This is a genomic window from Mesorhizobium sp. WSM3873 (assembly GCF_001672445.1).
Lineage (GTDB): Bacteria > Pseudomonadota > Alphaproteobacteria > Rhizobiales > Rhizobiaceae > Mesorhizobium.
The window spans coordinates 71,901-88,564 of record NZ_LYTM01000054.1 but is presented as its reverse complement, the minus strand read 5'-3'; the positions used below and the strand labels follow the sequence as shown (position 1 = coordinate 88,564).

General features: G+C 64.7%; 21 protein-coding genes. 6 read left to right on the top strand and 15 right to left on the bottom strand.

Annotation, left to right across the window (positions count from 1 at the left end; genetic code table 11):
- Window positions 1–9 precede the first annotated feature (9 nt).
- The 12 genes from flgH to A9K71_RS24935 form a co-directional block, all read right to left on the bottom strand.
- On the bottom strand, window positions 10–714 hold the full coding sequence (flgH, locus tag A9K71_RS24990) for a flagellar basal body L-ring protein FlgH (protein ID WP_067002405.1): 705 nt from the start codon (window positions 712–714) through the stop codon (window positions 10–12).
- Complete coding sequence (locus A9K71_RS24985) at window positions 711–1,244, bottom strand: MotE family protein (RefSeq protein WP_082980704.1); 534 nt, start codon at window positions 1,242–1,244, stop codon at window positions 711–713. Before A9K71_RS24985 ends, flgH begins: the two co-directional genes overlap by 4 nt.
- A gap of 62 nt (window positions 1,245–1,306) precedes the next feature.
- A complete protein-coding gene (locus A9K71_RS24980; protein WP_067002401.1) occupies window positions 1,307–2,548 on the bottom strand; it encodes a flagellar basal body P-ring protein FlgI in 1,242 nt (413 codons plus the stop codon).
- Window positions 2,545–3,087, bottom strand: a complete 543-nt coding sequence (flgA, locus tag A9K71_RS24975; RefSeq protein WP_067002399.1) for a flagellar basal body P-ring formation chaperone FlgA — start codon at window positions 3,085–3,087, stop codon at window positions 2,545–2,547. The genes A9K71_RS24980 and flgA overlap by 4 nt, the downstream gene beginning before the upstream one ends.
- 6 nt (window positions 3,088–3,093) lie before the next feature.
- A complete protein-coding gene (flgG, locus tag A9K71_RS24970; protein WP_067002397.1) occupies window positions 3,094–3,882 on the bottom strand; it encodes a flagellar basal-body rod protein FlgG in 789 nt (262 codons plus the stop codon).
- A gap of 9 nt (window positions 3,883–3,891) precedes the next feature.
- Entirely contained in the window at window positions 3,892–4,221 is a 330-nt protein-coding gene (locus tag A9K71_RS24965; protein ID WP_067002395.1) for a flagellar hook-basal body complex protein FliE, read from the bottom strand.
- Window positions 4,218–4,637: a flagellar basal body rod protein FlgC gene (gene flgC / locus A9K71_RS24960; RefSeq protein ID WP_067002393.1), complete on the bottom strand. Its 420-nt coding sequence runs from the start codon at window positions 4,635–4,637 to the stop codon at window positions 4,218–4,220. The genes A9K71_RS24965 and flgC overlap by 4 nt, the downstream gene beginning before the upstream one ends.
- A gap of 2 nt (window positions 4,638–4,639) precedes the next feature.
- On the bottom strand, window positions 4,640–5,020 hold the full coding sequence (flgB, locus tag A9K71_RS24955) for a flagellar basal body rod protein FlgB (RefSeq protein WP_067002392.1): 381 nt from the start codon (window positions 5,018–5,020) through the stop codon (window positions 4,640–4,642).
- Window positions 5,021–5,109: 89 nt separating this feature from the next.
- On the bottom strand, window positions 5,110–5,769 hold the full coding sequence (locus tag A9K71_RS24950) for a hypothetical protein (protein WP_067002390.1): 660 nt from the start codon (window positions 5,767–5,769) through the stop codon (window positions 5,110–5,112).
- On the bottom strand, window positions 5,750–7,156 hold the full coding sequence (gene fliI / locus A9K71_RS24945) for a flagellar protein export ATPase FliI (RefSeq protein WP_067002388.1): 1,407 nt from the start codon (window positions 7,154–7,156) through the stop codon (window positions 5,750–5,752). Before fliI ends, A9K71_RS24950 begins: the two co-directional genes overlap by 20 nt.
- 4 nt (window positions 7,157–7,160) lie before the next feature.
- Window positions 7,161–7,883, bottom strand: a complete 723-nt coding sequence (flgF, locus tag A9K71_RS24940) for a flagellar basal-body rod protein FlgF (RefSeq protein WP_067002386.1) — start codon at window positions 7,881–7,883, stop codon at window positions 7,161–7,163.
- A 7-nt stretch (window positions 7,884–7,890) separates the two neighbouring features.
- On the bottom strand, window positions 7,891–8,667 hold the full coding sequence (locus A9K71_RS24935; protein WP_067002383.1) for a DUF1217 domain-containing protein: 777 nt from the start codon (window positions 8,665–8,667) through the stop codon (window positions 7,891–7,893).
- Between the two features lie 144 nt (window positions 8,668–8,811).
- Between A9K71_RS24935 and motA the strand changes: the two genes are divergently transcribed.
- The 6 genes from motA to A9K71_RS24905 are packed head-to-tail and all read left to right on the top strand — an operon-like array spanning window position 8,812 to window position 13,695.
- On the top strand, window positions 8,812–9,687 hold the full coding sequence (gene motA, locus A9K71_RS24930) for a flagellar motor stator protein MotA (protein WP_067002381.1): 876 nt from the start codon (window positions 8,812–8,814) through the stop codon (window positions 9,685–9,687).
- Window positions 9,688–9,721: 34 nt separating this feature from the next.
- Window positions 9,722–10,654 carry a FliM/FliN family flagellar motor switch protein gene (locus A9K71_RS24925; protein WP_067002379.1) on the top strand — a complete coding sequence of 311 codons (933 nt, stop codon included), beginning with the start codon at window positions 9,722–9,724 and terminating at the stop codon, window positions 10,652–10,654.
- A gap of 30 nt (window positions 10,655–10,684) precedes the next feature.
- Window positions 10,685–11,071: a flagellar motor switch protein FliN gene (gene fliN, locus A9K71_RS24920; protein ID WP_067002376.1), complete on the top strand. Its 387-nt coding sequence runs from the start codon at window positions 10,685–10,687 to the stop codon at window positions 11,069–11,071.
- Between the two features lie 43 nt (window positions 11,072–11,114).
- Window positions 11,115–12,131, top strand: coding sequence for a flagellar motor switch protein FliG (locus A9K71_RS24915; RefSeq protein WP_067002375.1), 1,017 nt, complete (start codon window positions 11,115–11,117; stop codon window positions 12,129–12,131).
- 24 nt (window positions 12,132–12,155) lie between these two features.
- Window positions 12,156–13,238 carry a flagellar biosynthesis protein FlhB gene (flhB, locus tag A9K71_RS24910; protein ID WP_067002373.1) on the top strand — a complete coding sequence of 361 codons (1,083 nt, stop codon included), beginning with the start codon at window positions 12,156–12,158 and terminating at the stop codon, window positions 13,236–13,238.
- A 19-nt stretch (window positions 13,239–13,257) separates the two neighbouring features.
- Window positions 13,258–13,695 carry a hypothetical protein gene (locus tag A9K71_RS24905; protein ID WP_067002370.1) on the top strand — a complete coding sequence of 146 codons (438 nt, stop codon included), beginning with the start codon at window positions 13,258–13,260 and terminating at the stop codon, window positions 13,693–13,695.
- Window positions 13,696–13,730: 35 nt separating this feature from the next.
- On the opposite strand, the gene A9K71_RS24900 is transcribed toward A9K71_RS24905, so the two are convergent.
- From A9K71_RS24900 to A9K71_RS24890, 3 genes are all read right to left on the bottom strand, one after another.
- Window positions 13,731–14,501 carry a helix-turn-helix transcriptional regulator gene (locus A9K71_RS24900; protein WP_067002367.1) on the bottom strand — a complete coding sequence of 257 codons (771 nt, stop codon included), beginning with the start codon at window positions 14,499–14,501 and terminating at the stop codon, window positions 13,731–13,733.
- Complete coding sequence (locus A9K71_RS24895; RefSeq protein ID WP_067002732.1) at window positions 14,498–15,208, bottom strand: helix-turn-helix transcriptional regulator; 711 nt, start codon at window positions 15,206–15,208, stop codon at window positions 14,498–14,500. The genes A9K71_RS24900 and A9K71_RS24895 overlap by 4 nt, the downstream gene beginning before the upstream one ends.
- Before the next feature lie 414 nt (window positions 15,209–15,622).
- On the bottom strand, window positions 15,623–16,654 hold the full coding sequence (locus A9K71_RS24890; protein WP_067002365.1) for a histone deacetylase family protein: 1,032 nt from the start codon (window positions 16,652–16,654) through the stop codon (window positions 15,623–15,625).
- Between the last annotated feature and the right edge of the window lie 10 nt (window positions 16,655–16,664).

Genomic DNA, 16,664 nt, shown 5'->3' with positions numbered 1-16,664 from the left:
TCTCCCCGCCTAGAAAGGAAGAACCTGGTCGAGGATCTGCTGACCGTAGGCCGGCTGCTGGACCTCGCTCACGCGGCCGCGTCCGCCATAGGAGATACGTGCCTCGGCGATGCGCTCGTAGGGGATGGTGTTTTCGGCGCCGATATCGGAGGGACGCACCATGCCAGCGATGGTGAGGACCCGAAGTTCGTAATTGACGCGCACTTCCTGCGAGCCCCTGATCATCAGATTGCCGTTGGGCAGCACTTCGGTGACGACGGCGGCGACATTGAGCTCGAGATTCTCCGAGCGATTGATCTCGCCGTCGGCGTTGGTCTCGGTGCTGGAGCTCAAGCCGGCATCGCCCTTGCCGCTGGTGCTCTTGCCGTCCCAACCGAGCGTGACGTCGTAGCCGAGCTTGCGCGCGGCGGTGCGGCTGCGGTCGTTCTTGTTCTTGAAATTGGCCTTGTCGTTGAGCTTGATGTTGACGGTCAGGATATCGCCCTCGCGCAGCGCCCGCGGATCGGTGAAAAGCCTGCTCTGGCGATCATCCCAAAGCGAGAATTTCTTGACGGGTCTCGCCGGCGGCTCCGGATAGGAGTAGGGGGCTGCGCCGCCATTGCCGATGCCGGAGCCGACCGGTGAGAGCGCAGGCTCCCGGCCGACTTCCTTGAGATCGGTGCCGCAGCCGGACAGTGCCGCGACCGCGACAAGGACGAGCAATTTCAACTTCATGACGGATCAACCCTTCGCGCCGCGCTGGCCATGATGCCGGTGAGCGTCGCCGCCGCCTTCTGGTCCATTTCGTTGAGGATGACGCCGGCCCTGCGCGCATCGAGCTTCATCAGGATGGCCGCAGCGAGCTCGGCGTTGACCATTGCCAGGCGCTCGGCCGCGGCGTCTGGCTTCATGCCGGCATAGATCTTGACGACGCTCTCTTCGGCGCGCGCTAGGAATACCTCGCGCCGCTTCAGCCACTGCTCGTACTCGGCGCGTTTTGTCTCCAGCGCCTTCATGCGCTCGTCGATGCCTGCCTGGAGCTGCTTCAGCTCCTCGGCCTGCAACGCGTAGCGGCGGTCGCGAGCCGCATCGGCGATGTTGGAGCAGAAGCGCTGGATCTCGCTCTCGTCCGGCGCCTTCCCGCGCGCGAGATCAGCCGGCTGGGCCGGGGCCTGTCCGCCGGGCAGCACCTGGCGGACTTCTTCCGCGCGACCCGGAGTGCCGCCCATCAGCGCAGCGATCGCGACAGCGGCTAGCAGCTTCATGGTCGTATGAAGTCTCGGGCGACGATGCGGGTTTGAGGAGAAGAGCTCGATCATCGGCATGCCTATTGGAGAACCAGGTCGGCCTGCAGGGCGCCGGCCGACTTGATGCCTTGCAGGATGGCGATGATGCCGTCGGGCTTGACGCCGAGACGGTTGAGACCGGAGACAAGCGTTTCAAGATCGGGGCCGTCGAGCACGGCGACGCGGGCGTCGGGTCGCGAAGCCTCGATGGCGGTGAAGGGTTCGACCGCCGTCTCGCCCTTGGAGAAGGGCTCCGGCTGAACCACTTTCGGCGCCTCGGTGATGCGCACGGTGAGCGTGCCGTGGCTGATCGCGACGCGCGAGATCTTGACGTTGTTGCCGATGACGATGGTGCCGGTGCGCTCGTCGATGACGACCCGGGCAGGCGCATCCGACTCGACGACCAGATTTTCGATCTCGGCATAGAAGCGCGCGGCCGATACGTTCTTCGGCCGTCTGATCTGCACGGTGCGGGCATCGCGCTCGGCCGCAACGCGCATGCCGAAGCGCTGCGAGGTGTAGTCGTTGATGGCGTCCGCGATGCGGATGGCGGTCGAGAAATCGGGATTGCGCAATTGCAGCGTCAGCACGCCCTGGTCATCGAACTCGGCCGGCACCGAGCGCTCGACGATGGCGCCGTTCGGCACGCGGCCGGCGGTGGGCACGCCTTGCGTCAGTTGCTCTGCCTGGCCCTGGGCGGTGAAACCGCCCACGATCACCGAGCCCTGGCCGACGGCATAGATCTCGCCGTCCGCGGCCTTGAGCGGCGTCATCACCAGGGTGCCGCCGGCAAGCGAGGTGGCATCTCCCATCGAGGAGACGTCGATGTCGATGCGCGCGCCCGACTGGACGAAGGGCGGCATGTTGGCGGTGACGATGACGGCGGCGACGTTCTTGGCGCGCGCGCTGCCACCTTCGGTGGCGATGCCGAGGTTCTCCAGCATGGCGCGGATCGACTGTTCGGTGAACGGCGAGTTGCGCAGGCTGTCGCCGGTTCCCGCCAGGCCGATGACCAGGCCGTAGCCGACGAGCTGGTTGTCGCGCGCGCTCTGTAACTGGGCAATGTCCTTGATGCGCGCGGCGACCTGGCCGGGCGGCAGCGTGCTCGGTCCCGTCGAGACGCGGAACATGCGGGTGGTGGTCGCCGGATCGTATTCCGGGTCGTCGTAGACGCCGCCATTTTTCTGCGCAAGTTCGCGCTTGGCCTTGGACGTGAGCCCATCCGCCAATGCGGGCTGAAGACCGATCGCGGCGCTCAGCAGAAGGGCAAAGACGCGCCTCACGATGCGCCGACCCGAATCGTGCCGTCGGCCATTACCGTGCCGGAAATGATCTTGCCGCTGTCGACATTGCGGATTTTGATGAGATCGCCGGCGGCGCCCGGCTGCAGCGTGACGCCGGCGGCGGAGATGGTCAGCGCTCCGGCGGTGAAATAGACCTCCACCGAGGCACCCTGCTCGACCAGCCAGGCGTCGCGGATCGCGGCCGCCGGAATGTAGCGGCCGGGCACGAGGGTGCGCTTGGCGACCTTGCCCTGAAGTTCCTCGGAGCGCGTCGCCATTCCGTCCGGCTTGTGCTTGCCCGGGACAAGCGTCACCTGCTTCAGCGCCGCAAGTTCGATCGTCTCGCCGGGATAGATGACCCGGTTGGGGATCAGCACGGCTTCGCCGACCGCTTGATTGGCGGCGAGCTGGTTGGCCGACTCCCCGGATCGCAAGGGAGATGGGCCCGTCTCTTGCGCAAGTGCCGGCACGCCGACGACCACCAGCGCAAGGGCCAGCACGACGCGACGAAAAGCAGGGCAGGAAGCCGGCATGGCCATCGTCGGTTACCTGATGTTCTTTGAGACCACCGAGGCCATGTCGTCAGCGGCCTGGATGACCTTCGAGTTCATTTCATAGGCGCGCTGCGCCGAGATCAGCTCGGTGATTTCCTTGACCGGATCGACGTTGGAGGACTCCAGATAGCCCTGCTCGATGGTGGCGAAGCCCGGATCGCCTGGAACGCCGACATTGGCCGGGCCGGAGGCCGCCGTCTCCTGGAACAGATTGTCGCCGAGCGGCGCCAGGCCCGCCTCATTGGCGAAGTTGGCGATCTGAAGCTGGCCGAGAAGCTGAAGGTCGGTCTGGCCGTCGATACGGGCAAAGACCTGGCCGGTCTTGTTGACGATGACCTCGACCGCGTCGGTCGGCACGGTGATCGCCGGAATGACGGTGGCGCCGTCGGCGGTGACCAGCTGCCCGGTGGCATTGGTGTTGAAGGCGCCGGCGCGGGAGTAGAGCGTGCTGCCGTCGGCGCCCTCGATCTGGAACCAGCCGCGGCCGGTCAGCGCTAGGTCGAAGCTGTTGCCCGTGCTGGTCAGCTCGCCCTGTGTGTGGACGTTGCGCACGGCCGTCGTCTTGACGCCGAGGCCGATCGAAACGCCCTCGGGCACGAGCGAGGTGTTGGAGCGGTTGGGCACCCCTTGGGTGCGATCGACCTGATAGAGCAGGTCGGAGAATTCGGCGCGCGCCCGCTTGTAGCCGGTGGTGTTGATGTTGGCGATGTTGTTGGCGATGACTTCCAGATTGGTCTGCTGGGCGTTCATGCCGGTCGCGGCGATGGCAAGGGCTTTCATGACGCGGTCCTAGATACTCATGCGGCTGATTTCGAGATAGGCCGAGACGACCTTGTCGCGGATGGCGATCGTCGTCTGCAGGGCCTGCTGGGCGCTCAACACCGCATCGGCCACCTGGCGGGTGTCGGCGTCGCCCTTCAGCGCCTGGATCGACATCTGCTCGGCGTTCTGCAGCGTGTTGACGGTCTTGGTCGCAGCCTGGCTGAGAGCCTCCGCGAAGCTGCTGCCGACGCCTTCGCCTGCTTTGGTGCCGACGCCGCCCTGAAGCAGGCCCGGCGAGGCGGCCTCCGCGCCGTCGATTGCCGGTTTGAACTGTAGTGCCCCGATACCGCCGATCATTGCTGGTTCCTCATCAGGTCGATGGTCATGGAAATCAGATCGCGGGCCTGCTTGATGACCTGCAGGTTGGCCTCATAGGAGCGGTTCGCCTCGCTCATGTCGGCCATTTCGACCAGCACGTTGACGTTGGGCATCTTCACGTACCCTTTTGCGTCGGCGGCCTCGTTGCCGGGCTGGAACTCGATCGGGAAGTCCGACGGGTCGCGCGCGATCGAGCTCACCTCGACCAGCGAACCACCGCTCGTCCGGTCGAGCTCGGACTGGAAACTGATCGTCTTGCGGCGATAGGGATCGGCGCCAGGCGTGTTGCCCGTCGATTGCGCATTGGCGAGGTTCTCCGACACCACGCGCAGACGCTCCGACTGGGCGCCAAGGCCGGATGCCGCGACTTTGAGGGCTGCGGTCAGGGCGTCCATGGTCAGCTCTTCACCACCATCGTCATCATCGAATGGAAGGCTTTGACGATCGCCGTGTTGAGCTCGAAGGAGCGGCGCACTTCGCCGGCCTTCATCAGCTCGTCCTCGAGCACCACCGTGTTCTTCGACGGCATTATCGAGCCCGTGACATCCTCCGGCTTGAGATTGAAGCCGGCATTGGTCCCCTCGGCGCCCAGATGGCCGGTCTGGGTGGCCGCCAGCGTCACCGCAGTCCGGTCGAGGACCTTTTCGAACGGTTCGACGTCGTTTGCCGTGTAGCCCGGCGTGTTGGCATTGGCGATGTTGGATGCGATCGCCGACTGGCGCACGGCCAGCCATTGCGACTGCCGGGTGGCGAGGTCAAAGAGGTTGACGGATTCCATGGGACTCTCCGGGCGAGTACGCACAAGACTAGGCCGCCAGTCTTGCGCGGACCTTGCGCGGAGCGAGCCCGCGGCCCGTTACGAGGCCATTACCTGGAAAGCTGGATCACCTTGTTGGCATCGGTGACGATCACCCACTTGCCACCGCGCTGCTCGATCGCGGCGACGCGGCTGGAGTCCGGCAGGACGGAGCCGCGCTGGACGACCCACAGGCCGGTGTCGTCCTCGATCATCGCGCGGCCATTGGCGACATGCACCATCCTGAATTCCGCCGCGGCCGCAGGGAAGGGCTGGTCGCCAGGCGCCGGCGGGGGGTCGTCCTGCACCGTTCCGGTGGCCAGCAGGTCGATATCGGCGTTGGGAACGTCCTTGGCCGTCAGCGGTTCGCTGCGTTCGGCCGCAACGCCGCCGCCGTCGCGTCCCGAATTGCTGCCGCTGCCGCCGAACTTGATGGTCTGGACGCCGAACTGCTCCTGGTTGAAAAAGATATACCAGGGAAACAGCGCGCAGATCAGGCCGAGCGTGATGCCGAGCGCTGCGACGACGAAATCGCTGCGCCGGTCCGCTTTCCTGTTGGCCAGGCGGGGGAACTGGGCCGGCGGCGGCTGGGGCCACTCCACCTTTTTCGGGAACAGGCCGTTGATGAGCGAGTCGCGGCTGGCGTCGGCCTCCTCGGCGGCCTTGGCCTCGGCAATCATCTCACGCAGCATGCGCTCGGTCTGTTGCAGGTCAGTCTCCTTGATCGCCATTCTGCTTCCCCTTGAGATGGCGGGCGAGATCGGTGAACGGATCGGCCGATGCGCGGTCCCTCGGTGACTGCGTGAGCGCGTCGTAGATCAGCGGCACCTGGCGCACGGCGATGTCGAGCTCGGCGTCGGCGCCGCCCTGATACGCGCCGAGCAGACGGATATCGCGCGTGTCCTCGAAGCGCGCGATCATCGCTTTCAGCCTTGTCACCAGCATGCGCTGCTCCGCGCTCCAGGCCTTGTCGGCGAGACGTGAGATTGACGACAGCGGATTGACCGGCGGGTAGCGTCCCTGCTCGGCGATCGCGCGGTCGAGCACGACGTGGCCATCGAGGATGCCGCGCACCGAATCGGCCACCGGATCGTTGTGGTCGTCGCCGTCCACCAGCACCGAGATGATGGCGGTGATCGAGCCTTTGCCCTCGGCGCCTGGTCCGGCGCGCTCGAGCAGCTTCGGCAGATCGGTGAAGACCGATGCCGGGTAGCCGCGCGCGACCGGCGGCTCGCCGGTGCCCGTCGCCACCTCGCGGAGCGCATGGGCAAAGCGCGTGATCGAATCCAGCACCAGGAGCACGCGATGGCCCTGGTCGCGGAAATGCTCGGCCACACGCATGGCTGTGTCGGGCGCGCGCCGGCGCATCATGGCGCTCTCGTCGCTGGTGGCGACGACCGCGACGGTCTTGGCCATGCTGTCGGCGCCGATGGTGTCCTCGAGGAATTCGCGTACCTCGCGGCCGCGCTCGCCGATCAGCGCCACGACCACCGTGTCGAAGGCCTCGGCGCCTGCGAGCATGGCAAGCAGCGTCGACTTGCCGACGCCGGAGCCGGCGAAAATGCCGAGCCGCTGGCCGAAGCAGAGCGGCGTGAAGATGTCGATCACCCGCACTCCGGTCAGGAAGCCGGTGCCGACCCGCTGCCGCGACATGGCGCCGGGCGTCAATGTGTCGGCGCTGCCGGCGGCATTCGGCCTGACCAGCGGCGGGCCGCCGTCGATGACGCGAGTCAAAGCGTCGATGGCGCGCCCGCGCCAGGAAACATCAGGCGCGACCGCGAGTGGGCCGCGCCGGAAAACGGTGTCGCCGATGCCGGCATCGGCGTGGCGCTCGAACGGCGCGACCACCACCTCGTCGCGGCCTATCCTGACGATCTCGCCGCGGCGCGTGCCGGTCTTGCCGCGCTGCTCGACGATGTCGCCGAGCCTGGCAATGTCCGAAAGGCCGCGCACCCTGTAGTGGGTGGGCGAGATCTCGACGACGCGGCCGCCGCGGCTGAGCAGCGTTTCCGGGTTGTCGAACCGCCGCCAGATGCGTTCCAGCGCGGCAAGCCGGTCCGTGGGACCGGCGCCTGCAAGCTTCTCGGGCGCGCGGAGCAGGGACGAGCCGTTCGCCATCCCGTTACTTGTCGCCGAGGGTCTTGATCGCATCGTCGGTGGACGAAGCACTCTGCCGGATCAGCGCAGCCGTATTCTCGAAGGCGCGCTGCACCTGGATCAGCCGGGTCATCTCCAGCACCGGATTGACGTTGGATTCCTCGAGAAACCCTTGAGCTACGCCGACATCGGAGCGGTCGGTGACCGGTTCCGGGGTCCGCGCGGGAACGATGCCCGAATTGCCGTAGCGGACGAAATTGGCGCCGGGGTCGAAATCGTAGAGGCCGATGGCGCCGACGAGCTGGTCGTTTTGGCGTAGCGAGCCATCGGCGCCGGCCTTGGGCGGACCGTTGCGCGGATCGAGCTGGATCGGTGCGCCGCCGCTGTCCAGCACCGGATAGCCTTCGATCGACATCAGCTCGCCGTTCTCGTTCATGGAGAAACGGCCGTCGCGGGTCATCACCGTGCCGGCCGGCGTCTCGATGGCGAACCAGGCGTCGCCTTGTATGGCGAAATCGAAAGGATTGCCGGTTTCGGTCAGCGACCCGTGCGCGCTGGAAAGATAGGTCTTGCCGGAGGATGCGAAGGATACCGACTTCGGCCCGGTGCCGGAGACCACGTCCTCGAATTTCACGCCGGTGGCGCGAAAGCCGATGGTCGAAGCGTTGGCGACGTTGTCGGCGATGGTGTCGAGACGGCGTTCGAGCGCAATCTGCGAGGAGAGGGCGACGTAGAGACTGTCCTGCATGGTGTTCTCAGAACTTCAGCTTCTGCATGGCCATCATCAGATCGGTCGAGATGCCGACCGTGGTCGGTTGCGCGAATAGCACGCTGACCGAGGTCACGGCAGTGGTCGTCGGATTGTTGATCTCCCACAGGCTGGTGAAGCGGGTAAGGAACGTGTTCAGCTTATCGGGATCCTTGAAGTCGGCGATATCGAGCTTCTGCTCGAACATCTGCGCCTGCTTGTCGATGTCGGCGGACGCGATGGAGTCGGGCAGGCCGAGAGCGGTGCGCACCACGCTCGAAAGGGCCGTGTCGGCGAGCACGTCATACCAGCTGTTGATGTCAGGCGCCTTACGCTGGAAATAGAGCGCCAGCCGCACGCCCTGATTGGTCTCGCCGGCATTCTCCTCCAGCGTCTGGCGCATGTATTTGTCGACCGCGCCTTGCTGGGCGGAAGGATAGAGCGTGGCGGTCGAGCCGTAAGCCGCAAAGTTGAACGCTTTGACGAAGTCGGCGTAACGCTTGTCGCTCAGCTTGTTGGCGAAGCTGTCGGAGTCGGACACGCCTTCCTTGAGCGCCTTGACCATGAAGGCCTTGGCATAGGCCATGTCTTCCAGCCCGTACGCCTTCATCGCGTAGTTGAACAGCCGAGTGTTATTGACGAAATCGTCGATGCTTTTGACGTTGCCGATATTGGCCAAATAGTAGTCGGTCTCACGCTTGACGACGGGCTGCGACTCGACCTGGTCGATTGCCTTTGGGATGTCCTTGGCGATGAGCTGATAGCTCGTATAGGTGTTCAACATCTGCGCCTCCGGCCGAAGCTTTCCGGTGACGATAGCGATGCTTCCTTGTGCGAGGCTGAATCGGTTTCCGCATCGCGATTCAAGCCTCACACAAGGCACGAGGACTATCCCTGATCCCCGACGTGACATGCGGAAGGACCTGTCGTGGGTATTCTGATCGGACTTGTGGTGACGCTTGGCTGCGTGCTCGGTGGCTTCATGGCCATGGGTGGGCATCTGCATGTGCTGATCCAGCCTTGGGAAGCGGTGGTCATCTGCGGCGCAGCGCTCGGCACTTTCCTCGTCGCCAACCCGATGAAGACGGTCAAGGACACCGGCAAGGGCATTCTCGAGGCCTTCAAGCAGGCCGTGCCGAAGGAGCGCGACTATCTCGAAACGCTGGGCGTCCTGCACAGCCTGATGCGCGAGTTGCGATCGAAGTCGCGCAGCGAGGTCGAGGCGCATATCGACAATCCGGAAGAGTCGGCGATCTTCCAGGCGTTCCCGACCGTGCTCAAGAACCACGACCTGACGCATTTCATCTGCGACTATTGCCGCATCATCATCATCGGCAATGCGCGCTCGCACGAGATCGAGGCGCTGATGGATGAGGAGATCCAGACTATCCGCACCGACAAGCTGAAGGCCTATCACGCGATGGTCGCGGTCGGCGACGGCCTGCCGGCACTCGGCATCGTCGCGGCCGTGCTCGGCGTGGTGAAGGCGATGGGCGCGCTCGACCAATCGCCGGAAATTCTCGGCGGGCTGATCGGTGCTGCGCTCGTCGGAACCTTCCTCGGCATCTTCCTGTCCTATGCCGTGGTCGGTCCGGTCGCCACCAAGATCAAGACGGTGCGCGAGAAGAAGAACCGCCTCTACATCATCGTCAAGCAGACGCTGCTCGCTTACATGAACGGCGCCTTGCCGCAGGTCGCGATCGAGTTCGGCCGCAAGACCATCTCGTCCTATGAGCGTCCGACGATCGATGCCGTCGAGCAGAGCACGATGAACACCGGCACCGCCGAGAAGAAGGCGGCCTGAGCATGCAGAACTTCAGCCGGGGCCGTTTGGCGTCATGACCAGTCCGGCAAGTCCGTCGCAAACCCGGGCTCTCATCATCGAGCGTCTCGTCGGCGACAGCGGCGAGGCCGCGCAGGTGATCGGCGTCGGCCGCGGCATGGCCGAGCGCTCGCTGCCGCTGCTGCAGAAAGCCCTTGGAGAGCTTGGCGCGCCGGTCACCGTCGACCTGCAGGCGGTCGAAGTGGGACGTGTCCCCGATGCGCGTATGCGCGCGGGCGAAACCTTCGCCATGACCATCGTTCCGTCGCCGACGTCGGCCGACGCTATGACGCTCGTCATGGACGCGTCGGCGATCGCCGTCATGGTCCAGGCGCTGTTCGGCGGCGACCCGGATCAGCCGGTGGCGCCGATCGAGCGCGACCTGTCACAGATCGAGACCGACGTCGCCACCACGGTCTTCCAAGAGGTCGCGATGGCGCTGAACGGATCGGGCCGGCGTTCTCTCGAGCTGCGCCAGCCTGTCCCGAGGGCGATGTCCGGCAACGAGGCGAAACGGCGCGTGCTGCGCGACGGGGCGGCGGTTCGCATCATCTATGGCATCTCGACGCCGACCGACACCGGCACGGTGACGGTGATGATCCCGCAGCGAATCCTTTTGGCGACCCGCGGCGCCACCGCCGATCACGGCGGCGACCAGACGACGGAATTCGACTGGCGAGCCCGCTTCTCGGAAGAAGTGATGCGCTCGGCTGTGCGGCTCGAGGCCACCATGCCGCTCGCCCGGCTGTCGCTTGGCGATCTCGCCGCCTTCCAGCCCGGACAGGTGATCGAGTTCGAGGAAGATGCGCAGCTGCAGGCAAAGCTCAGCGCGCGCGACAAGACGCTGTTTGTCTGCGAGTTCGGCAAGCTCGGACAGAACTACACGGTCCGCATCCGGCATCCCCACGATGGCGGGCAGGATTTCATCGACGGATTGGTGCCGGGCTGAGGCCTGGCTTGGGATTATTGGAGACGAGGCATGGCAAAGACCAACTTGGAAGCCGAACCCGAAGCCGACCAGCCGGACGAGCAGCTCGACCGCGCCATCGAGGAATTGCGGGGCGTGCTGCGGGAGGAGGAGAACCGCCCCGACGCCGCCCTGCAGGCCGGCGCCAATTCCTCGATCATCATGACGATTCCGGTCGATGTGCAGATCATTCTGGGCAGCACCGAAATGCCGGTGTCGGAGCTGATGGCGCTGCAGAAGGGCTCGACGGTAGCGCTCAACCGCCGCATAGGCGAGCCGGTCGACGTGGTGGTCAACGGCCGCAGAATCGCGCGTGGCGAGATCACGGTGCTTGAACACGATCCGACACGCTTCGGCATCAGGCTTACCGAAATCAACGCTGCTACCAAGAGCGCCTGAGCATGGACGGCGAGAGCATTCACCGGCAGCGGAGCCAAGCCCAATGACGTCGTTGACGCTGACGCGCCCGCAAAAGGCCGCCGCCATCCTGGTGGCGATGGGCAAGCCCTCGGCCAGCCGGCTGCTCAAATTCTTCAAGCAGGAGGAGCTGAAGGCGTTGATCGAGGGCGCGCGGCTGCTGCGCACCATTCCGCAAACCGACCTGGAGCGCATCGTTGCGGAATTCGAGGCCGAGTTCACCGAGGGCGCAGGCCTGCTCGATTCGGCGGACCGGATGGACACGATCCTCAACGAATCGCTGTCGCCGGAGGAAATGAGCGCGATCATGGGCGAGAAGAAGTTCGAGCCCGCTCCTGAGGGACCGCCGCCGATCTGGCCGGATCTGGAAAAGCTCGAGCCGACGCGCCTGGGCACCTTCCTCGCCGGCGAACATCCGCAAACGTCCGCCATGGTGCTGTCGAAGCTTGCGCCGCAGACCGCGGCCAATGTGCTGCTGACGATGGAAAAGCCGATACGCAGCCAGATCATCAAGCGCATGGTGACGATGGCCAACATTCCGGATGCGGCAGCCAGGATCGTCGAGAACCAGTTGCGCGCCAGCGTGCTTTCGCAAAAAGCGACCAGGGACACGTCGGTCGGCCAGGAGCGCGTCGCCAGCGTGCTCAACGAGATGGCCAAGCCCGAGCTCGACGAACTCATGCAGGACCTGGAGGAAGCCGGCACGCCGGATCTGGCCGGGCTCAGGTCGCGGCTGTTTGCCTTCGACGACTTGCCGCTGCTCGCCCAGAAGGCGCGCGTGCTTCTGTTCGACGGACTGTCGACGGAGCTCGTCACACTGGCTTTGCGCGGCGCGCCGGCGGAGCTTACCGAATCCGTGCTGTCGGCGATCGGCGCACGCTCGCGCCGCATGATCGAATCCGAGCTCGGACAGGGATCGGAAGGTATCGCGCTGGACGACATCATGGCGGCGCGAAAGACGATCGCCGTGGCGACCATTCGTCTCTCGCGGCAGGGAGCATTCGAGCTTCCCTCGATGCAGACCACTGCCGAAGCCGCCTGACGACAGCAATGCGGTCAGGGCATCATGGCTGAGGCGGTCGACAAGGATTCCAAAACCGAGGAAGCCACAGAAAAGAAGATCCGCGACACGATCGAGCAGGGCAAGCTGCCTCACTCGCGCGAGACGGCGATCTTTGCTTCCTTCCTCGCCATACTGGTGTTCAGCGTCTTTTACGCCAAGGACGCCATCGTCAATCTCGGCATGTTCCTCGCCATGTTCCTGGAAAAGCCGGAAGCTTGGCCGATGGACACCGAGACCGACGTCATCGAGCTCTACAAGACCGTGCTGTTCGAAATCGGTCGAGCCGTCGTCAGCCTGCTGGTGCTGCTGGTGGTCGCCGGCGTCGGCGCTTCGGTGTTCCAGAACATCCCGCAATTCGTCGGCGATCGGATCCGGCCGCAGCTGTCGCGCATTTCGATCGCCAAGGGCTGGAGCCGCCTGTTCGGCGTGCAGGGCTTTGTCGAATTCGCGAAGTCGCTGGCCAAGCTTGCCTTCGCCATCGCCGTGCTGGCCTTCACGCTGTCGGAAGATCACCGCAGGCTGCTCGCCGGCATGATCACCAACCCGGTGTCGTTCGGCATGGTCATCCGCGGCATCTTCGTCGACATATTGGTGGCGATCGTGTTCGTCATGGGGGTGATCGCGGTCGCCGACATCGTCTGGTCGCGCTTCCACTGGCGGCGTGACCTGCGCATGACCAAGCAGGAAGTGAAAGACGAGCTGAAGCAGTCGGAAGGCGATCCGATCGTGAAGTCCCGCCTGCGCTCGCTGGCGCGTGACCGGGCGCGACGGCGCATGATGACGGCGGTGCCGCGCGCGACGCTCGTCATCGCCAATCCGACGCACTATTCCATCGCGCTGAAATATGTGCGCGAAGAGGACTCCGCTCCGCTGGTGCTCGCCAAGGGCCAGGATCTGGTGGCGCTGAAAATCCGCGAGATCGCGAGAGAGAACAACATCCCGATCTTCGAGGACGTGGCGCTTGCCCGCTCCATGTACAAGCAAGTTTCAGTTGATAGCGTGATCCCGTCGCAATTCTACCAGGCGGTCGCCGAATTGGTGCGGATCGTCTACTCGAAGAAGGCCGAGCGAAAAGTAACCCAATGATCGGACGCTGTTTCTATCCATGAACCGGCAACCACACGCCAATTCACGCGAGCAGATCGTCGCCAATGCCATCCAGGACGTGGTGGGCGAGCTGCGCCTGATCGAGGTCGCGGATTATATCGCCTTTATCCGGCTGGAGCATTTCGCCTGCCTGTCGGACCTGGTGGACTCGGCTGCGGAGCTCTATTTCCAGCCGGGCACGCTCAGGCTCGGTCATGGCGGCGAAGCGCATGTCGACTGGAGCGGCAGCCCGCGCATCGTGCTCGATCTCGAGCTTCGGCCGCGCGGCGTAACCGTCTATTTTCAGCTGATGCTGACCGGGCAGGGCACGTCCGTGATCGTCAATTACGTCTCTTTCGAGAAGCCGGGCGAGACGCCGGAGCACAACACCGCCCTGCTCGAGGACGCGATCGACGAGGCGCGCATCCGGAGGACCGAGCCGCTCGCTTTTCCCTGACGATGTTTCAGGTCTCGGCGCCTGGCCTGGGCGAGCTACTCGATCAGGCCAAGCCGCAGCGCCTTCGCGACCGCCTGGTTGCGGTTGACAGCGTTGAGCTTCTGCGTCGACTGGGTGAGATACTGGTTGGCGGTGTGCACCGACAGTTTCAGGAGCTTCGCGATCTCCTCGCTGGTGTTGCCGTTGGCGGTCAGCTTCAGGCATTCGAGTTCGCGCTTGGAAATGGCGCGCGTCCTGCCGGTTTCGCTTGGACGGATGCGGGCGACCGACGCAAACAGGGCAAAGCAGCGCGCGTGGATTTCACATAGCGTGTCGTCCGAAAGGGTCATATCCGGCCCCAGGAAGACGACCAGCCCGCACTGGCCGCGCTCCGCATGCACCGGAAAGGCGATGCCGTTGGTGCCGGGCGCCAGCGGCGCGGTCGGTTCGGACCATGCCAGGCTCTCCAACCTCTGCTGCGAAACGGCCATGCCGCTGTCGGCCCACCAGCGCGGCGTCGTCGAGATGCGGCTGTGGCGCACCATTTCCTCGCCGCTGGCGCCCGAGATGAATTTGGTGGTGAGGCCGGTCGACGGATAATCGGAATCGAAGCAGGCGACCAGGCGCGCTCGCTCCAGCGAGGGGCTGACGAAGAACAATCCGAAACCGGAGGCGTTGATGTCGACGGCGATCCAGCGGCAGCGGCGCACGGCGTCCGGAATGGTCACCGCGTGATGCGTCTCCGATCCGAGCGAGAAGGCGCCGAACGGATTGCGCTGCTCGTTGAAAAGGGCGGCAGCGGCCTCTTTGATCTGTGCGTGCTTCAAATGATGCCGCTCCTGATCGCGGTCGCAATCGCCATCGCCCGGTTCGAGGCCGCGAATTTCTGGATGGCATGCGTGATGTAGCTGTTGACGGTGTTCGACGAGACGCCAAGGATGAGGGCCACCTCGTCGGTGGTCTTGCCCTCCGATACCCAGAACAGGCATTCGCGCTCGCGGTCCGACAGCGGATCCTGCATGGATGCCGCGGCGATCAATTGCGGGATGCTGGATAGCGCGTAGCAGCATTTCAGCTGCGCCTTCATCAGGGCCGTAAGGTCGATCTTGCCGGGCTCGGCGGCGGAAAACAGCACGAAAAGACGCTGGCGGCCGACATTGAGCCTCAGCGAATAGATCTCGGCGTGGCCGAGCACATCGAGCAGACGCGCTTCCTCGCCGCTCAGTAGCGCGCCCGCGTCGGGCGCATGCGCCGCGACCAATGGCTTCGGGCGCACGCCCGGCGCTGCCGTCAGCGGGCCGAGCGCGAGATTGGCAATCAGCCGCTTGCCAATCAACTCGATGGCGTCGAAAATCCAGTTCGACGACACGATACGCGCGTCGTTTCGATCCTGATCGTGCACCATGGCGACCAACATATAGCTGTCGGCGCCGATATCGGCTGAAAGCTGCATGAAGAAACTGGTGAGATCGCCGCGCGACGCCAGGCGCGAGCCTGAAGCGTCGGATTGAAGAAGCGCGGCGGGACTGCTCATTTTGATATTCTGACCGGAATCGATCCTTGCGCCCGGTGCTGGCATTGGCCAGCGCTCGGACCCGAAACGCGTCACGTTTACGAAGACACACCCACGGGCGCGCACAGCGCCCAACCGAGCCGAATCCTTACAGGGAACGCGAAGCCGTCCGCGTCTGGTGCCGGCAGGACGCCGGAACTTGAGACTTTGGGTGGTCGCCGCGCCCCCCGTGGACCGGCTGATTCGGGTCTAATCTACCCGCAGATGAATCCGACATCAAACGCGATTTGACAAAATCGAATCCGCTGGACTCGTGTTGCGACTCAGCTGCTGCTCATCGCGTTGCTTGGGGGTGGCTTCAGAGCTGCATCGAGCCGATGATTTCCCGGTGACGTCCGTTGCAGGCGGAAGCGCGTCCTTTCAATCAGATATGGCTCAGAGGTCCTCGAAGCCGGTCAGCACGCCGACGGCGTTGATGCCGATTTCCTCAACCGCGTAGCCGCCTTCCATGACGAACAGCGTCGGCAGGCCGAGCTTGGCGATGCGCCGGCCGATCTTGGGATAGTCTTCGCTCTTCAGCTTGAACTGGCTGATCGGATCCTTCTCGAAGGTGTCGACGCCGAGCGAGACCACGACCACGTCCGGCGCATAGGCGGCAAGCTTGGCACAGGCGTCTTCCAGCGCTGCGTTCCAGCCGTCCCAGTTGGTGCCGAAGGGCATCGGGTAGTTGACGTTGAAGCCTTCGCCTTCATCCTCGCCGCGCTCGTCGGCATGGCCGAGGAAGAAGGGGTACTCGACCATCGGATCGCCATGCAGGTTGAGCACCTGGACGTCGCCGCGGCGATAGAAAATCTCCTGCGTGCCATTGCCGTGGTGGTAATCGACATCGAGGATCGAGACGCGGCTTGCGCCCTGGTCGCGGAACCACTGCGCGACGACGGCGGCGTTATTGATGAAGCAGTAGCCGCCCATGAAGGCAGCGCCGGCATGGTGGCCGGGCGGGCGGCAGAGCGCGAAGGCGGCCCGCTCGCCGCCCTTGACCAGGGCGGCCGCCGTCAGCGCGACGTCATAGGATGACTTGATCGCCTTCCATGTGCCTTCGACGAAGGTGGCGCCGGCGTCGAAGGAATAATAGCCGAGCAGGGCGTCAATGCGCTTCGGCGGGACATCGCCGCGCAGGCCGCGCGTCGGCCAGGTGAAGCCCATCGCCGAGCCCTTGAAGCCGGCGGCGACCCATTCCGGCCAAACCGTCGGCAGGAAATCGATGTAGTGCGCTTCATGCACGCGCTTGGCGGCGGCAAGGTCGTGCTCGACCGGCCCGATGATCGGCCCCAGCTTCTCGCTTTCCACCCTTGCCTTGATGAATTCGGCCCGCGAGGGCTTCTCGAAACCCGGCACGATCGCCGAGGTGACCAGTTCCATCTGGCCGGCGTGACCGGCGTGAAGCGGCGAAAAAACTGTCTTCATTTTGGGAGTT